The following is a 3,936-nucleotide window of genomic DNA, read 5'->3' as shown; positions in this document are numbered from 1 at the left end:
GGCGCCGTGATGGACGAGCTCTCGATGATCCTGCTGACCATCCCGATCTTCTTTCCCGTGATCATGGGTCTGGACTTCGGCATGCCGCAGGAATCGGTGGCGATCTGGTTCGGCATCATGGTGCTCATGACGGTGGGTTTCGGTCTGCTGGCGCCGCCCGTGGGTCTGAACGTGTACGTGGTCAACGGCCTGGCCAAGGACGTGCCCATCGGCGAGAGCTACAAGGGCGTGATGCCCTTCCTCATCAGCGATGTGTTCCGCACCGTGCTCCTGCTGAGCTTTCCGGGCATCTCGCTGTGGCTGGTCCAGTTTGTTGGATAGCCGAGCCCTGAAAAAAGACCGTTGACCTGTTCCAGCGCTGGCGGCTTGCGCAACGCTGCGTTCAGCGAGCGTTCAGCGCGTCCAGTGTCTGCCGGATCAACTCCAGCGTTTTCTGTTGCGTGAGCGTGGCCGGGCGCTGTGAGCTGGTGGCCAGGCACAGCCGCGTTTTCAGCGGTGGGTTGACGCTGCGGATGCGGTAGGCCGAGGGCCGGATCGAACTGGCCACGGCGTTGCGCGAGAGCAGGGCGGCACCGGCGCCGTCGGCCACCAGATCGAGGATGGCCGAGACGCCGTCGATCTCCAGCGCCACCGTGGGTCGGCAGCCGATGTTGGCCATCTCGGTTTCCACCTGCATGCGGATCGCGTTGGGCCGGCTCGGGATCACCAGCGGCAGCTCGGCCACCTCGCGCAGGCCGATGGCGGTGGGCGGGTCTTCGCTCAGGCCCGGCGGGCGCGGCTCCACCAGCAGCAGCTCTTCGTCGCGCAGTGGGTGGATGTCGATGTCGGCGGCGGGTTGCGCGTTGTAGAGCACCGCAATGTCCAGCCGCCCGGTGGTCAGCCACTCCAGCATGGTGACCGAGAGCGCTTCGCTGATGGACAAGCTGGCCTCGGGCAGCTGCGCACGAAACGTGCGCGTGAGCGGCACCGTGAGCACCCGCGCCAGGCTGGGTGGCAGGCCGATGGCCACACGCCCGGCGAGCGCACCGCGCACCCGGCCCAGCTCTTCGCGCGCCCGCTCCACCTGGTGCAGGATGCCGCGGCCGTGCGCCAGCAGCAACTTGCCGGCCTCGGTGGGCGTGGCGCCGCGTCCGTTGCGCACCAGCAGGTTCTGCCGCAGTTCGACTTCGAGCAGGCGCACCTGGCGCGAGAGCGCGGGTTGTGCCACGTTGAGCGCCATCGAGGCCCGGGTGAAACTGCCGAGCTCGGCCACGCGCACAAAGTATTCGAGTTGCTTGAGGTCCATGGTGCTGCCAGGCGATCGAAAGGTGGAAACAGGTGTGGATCATAGTTATGTAAATTCGTTCTAGCTGCTAGCCGGCCATGTGACTTTTCTCGCCAGGAGGCAAGGCCCACAATCCACCGACCCTGCCCGAACACCATGCCAAACCACCCCGACCAGCTCACCACCCCGACCCGCATCCGGGGCATTTCGTCCATGGCAACGCGGCAGGTGCTGGCCGAGCTGGTGGCGGGCTTTGAAGCCGTGAGCGGTGCATCGGTGGCGATCGAATCCGTGGGCGGCGTGGACGCGGCCAAACGCGTGCAGGCGGGGGAGGCTTTCGACGTGGTGATCCTCGCCTCGGACGCGATCGACAAACTCATCGCCACAGGTCATCTGCAGCCTGGCAGCCGTATGGACCTGGTGCGCTCGGGCGTGGCCGCTGCCGTGCGCGAGGGCACGCCTGTGCCCGACCTGGGTTCGGAAGACGCGGTGCGCAGCGCCGTGTTGGCCGCGCCCAGCATCAGCTACTCCACCGGGCCCAGCGGCGTGGCATTGGCGAAGTTGTTCGAGCGCTGGGGCATTGCCGAGCAGATCCAGGGTCGCATCGTGCAGGCCCCACCGGGTGTGCCGGTGGCCTCGCTGGTGGCGCGCGGCGAGGTGGCCCTGGGCTTCCAGCAGCTCAGCGAGTTGCTGGGTGTGGCCGGCATCACCATCACTGGTCCCTTGCCGCCGGCCATCCAGATCACCACCACGTTTTCCGCTGGTATTCCACCGCACACCGACAAGGCCGATGCGGTGCGCGCGATGCTCGCTCACATGACGGCGCCGACAGCGGCAGACGCGAAGCGACGACAAGGCATGGAGCCGGCGTGAACCGACTCAAACCACAACAAAGAACCCAGGAGACAACATGAGCCTCATCATCGACTGCCACGGTCACTACACCACGGCGCCCAAGGCGCTGGAGAACTGGCGCAACGCGCAGATCGCCGGCATCAAGGACCCTGCCAGCATGCCCAAAGTGGCGGACCTCAAGATCAGCGACGACGAACTGCGCGAGTCCATCGAGACCAACCAGCTCAAGCTGATGAAAGAGCGCGGCAGCGACATCACGCTGTTCAGCCCGCGCGCGAGCTTCATGGCGCACCACATCGGCGACTTCAACGTCTCCAGCACCTGGGCCGCCATCTGCAACGAGCTGTGCTTTCGCGTGAGCGAGCTGTTCCCGGACCACTTCGTGCCGGTGGCCATGCTGCCGCAGAGCCCGGGTGTCGATCCCGCCACCTGCATCCCCGAGCTGGAGAAGTGCGTCCAGGAATATGGTGCGGTGGGCATCAACCTGAACCCCGATCCGTCGGGCGGCCACTGGACCAGCCCGCCGCTGACCGACAGGCACTGGTACCCCATCTTTGAAAAGATGGTGGAGCACGACCTGCCGGCCATGATCCACGTGAGCACGAGTTGCAACGCCTGCTTCCACACCACCGGCGCTCACTACCTCAACGCCGACACCACGGCCTTCATGCAGCTGATTCAGGGCGATCTGTTCAAGGACTTCCCGACGCTGAAGTTTCTGATTCCCCACGGCGGTGGTGCGGTGCCTTACCACTGGGGCCGTTTCCGGGGTCTCGCGCAGGAAATGAAGAAGCCGCTGCTGGACACGCACCTGATGAACAACGTGTTCTTCGACACCTGCGTGTACCACCAGCCCGGCATCGACCTGCTCAACACGGTGATCCCGGTGAAGAACGTGCTGTTCGCCAGCGAGATGATCGGCGCGGTGCGCGGCATCGACCCGACCACGGGCAACTATTACGACGACACCAAGCGCTACATCGAAGGCTCGAAGATCCTGAGTGCGGACGACAAGCACCAGATATATGAAGGCAATGTGCGCCGGGTGTTTTCACGGCTGGATGCACGCTTGAAATCGAAGGGGATCTGACATGTACGAACTGGGCATTGTCTATCGCAACATCAAACGCGCCGACCGCGCAGCCGCCGACGGCCTGGCCGCGCTCGGCTCGGCCACGGTGCACGAGGCCATGGGCCGTGTGGGCCTGCTCAAGCCCTACATGCGCCCGATCTACCCGGGCTGTCAGGTGAGTGGCACGGCCGTGACGGTGTTGCTGCACCCGGGCGACAACTGGATGCTGCACGTGGCGGCGGAACAGATCCAGCCGGGCGACATCGTGGTGGCGGCCATCACGGCCGAATGCACCGATGGCTACTTTGGCGACCTGTTGGCCACCAGTTTTCAGGCGCGTGGCGCGCGCGCGCTCATCATCGACGCCGGTGTGCGCGACGTGAAAGAGCTGCAGAAGATGGGCTTTCCGGTGTGGAGCAAGGCCATCAGCAGCAAGGGCTGCATCAAGGCCACCATCGGTTCGGTGAACATCCCGGTGGTGTGCGCCGGCATGCTGGTGACACCGGGCGACGTGATCGTGGCAGACGACGATGGTGTGGTGTGCGTGCCTGCGGCGCGCGCGGTGACCACGCTGGAGGCTGCGCAGCACCGTGAGAGTTTTGAGGGTGAGAAGCGGGCGAAGCTGGCCAGTGGGGTGTTGGGGTTGGACATGTACAAGATGCGGGAGCCGCTTGAGAAGGCTGGCTTGCGGTACATCGACTGATGTTTCTCCGGCTGCCCCGGCTGCCCCGGCGGCGAGGGGCGT

The 3,936-nt window shown here is 65.4% G+C and carries 5 protein-coding genes; 4 read left to right on the top strand and 1 reads right to left on the bottom strand.

Features of this window, described 5'->3' with window-relative positions; genetic code table 11:
* The coding region (locus ACN4F8_RS02825) for a TRAP transporter large permease subunit (protein ID WP_419472203.1) at positions 1 to 321 on the top strand (321 nt) is incomplete at its 5' end.
* A gap of 61 nt (positions 322 to 382) precedes the next feature.
* Here the strand turns inward: ACN4F8_RS02825 and ACN4F8_RS02820 are convergent.
* On the bottom strand, positions 383 to 1,285 hold the full coding sequence (locus ACN4F8_RS02820; RefSeq protein WP_419472202.1) for a LysR substrate-binding domain-containing protein: 903 nt from the start codon (positions 1,283 to 1,285) through the stop codon (positions 383 to 385).
* Positions 1,286 to 1,420: 135 nt separating this feature from the next.
* Here ACN4F8_RS02820 and ACN4F8_RS02815 point away from each other — a divergent pair, with 135 nt between their 5' ends.
* Genes ACN4F8_RS02815 through ligK form a run of 3 tightly spaced genes read left to right on the top strand, consistent with a single transcriptional unit; the run spans position 1,421 to position 3,894 of the window.
* Positions 1,421 to 2,137, top strand: a complete 717-nt coding sequence (locus ACN4F8_RS02815; RefSeq protein WP_419472201.1) for a substrate-binding domain-containing protein — start codon at positions 1,421 to 1,423, stop codon at positions 2,135 to 2,137.
* A 37-nt stretch (positions 2,138 to 2,174) separates the two neighbouring features.
* Positions 2,175 to 3,209, top strand: a complete 1,035-nt coding sequence (locus ACN4F8_RS02810; RefSeq protein ID WP_419472200.1) for an amidohydrolase family protein — start codon at positions 2,175 to 2,177, stop codon at positions 3,207 to 3,209.
* A gap of 1 nt (position 3,210) precedes the next feature.
* Positions 3,211 to 3,894 (top strand): 4-carboxy-4-hydroxy-2-oxoadipate aldolase/oxaloacetate decarboxylase, encoded by a 684-nt coding sequence (gene ligK / locus ACN4F8_RS02805; RefSeq protein WP_419472199.1) that lies wholly within the window; start codon positions 3,211 to 3,213, stop codon positions 3,892 to 3,894.
* The last annotated feature ends 42 nt before the right edge of the window (positions 3,895 to 3,936 follow it).

It is taken from the genome of Hydrogenophaga sp., assembly GCF_048549895.1.
Classification (GTDB): domain Bacteria; phylum Pseudomonadota; class Gammaproteobacteria; order Burkholderiales; family Burkholderiaceae_C; genus Hydrogenophaga.
This window is presented reverse-complemented; position numbering and strand designations above follow the sequence as displayed.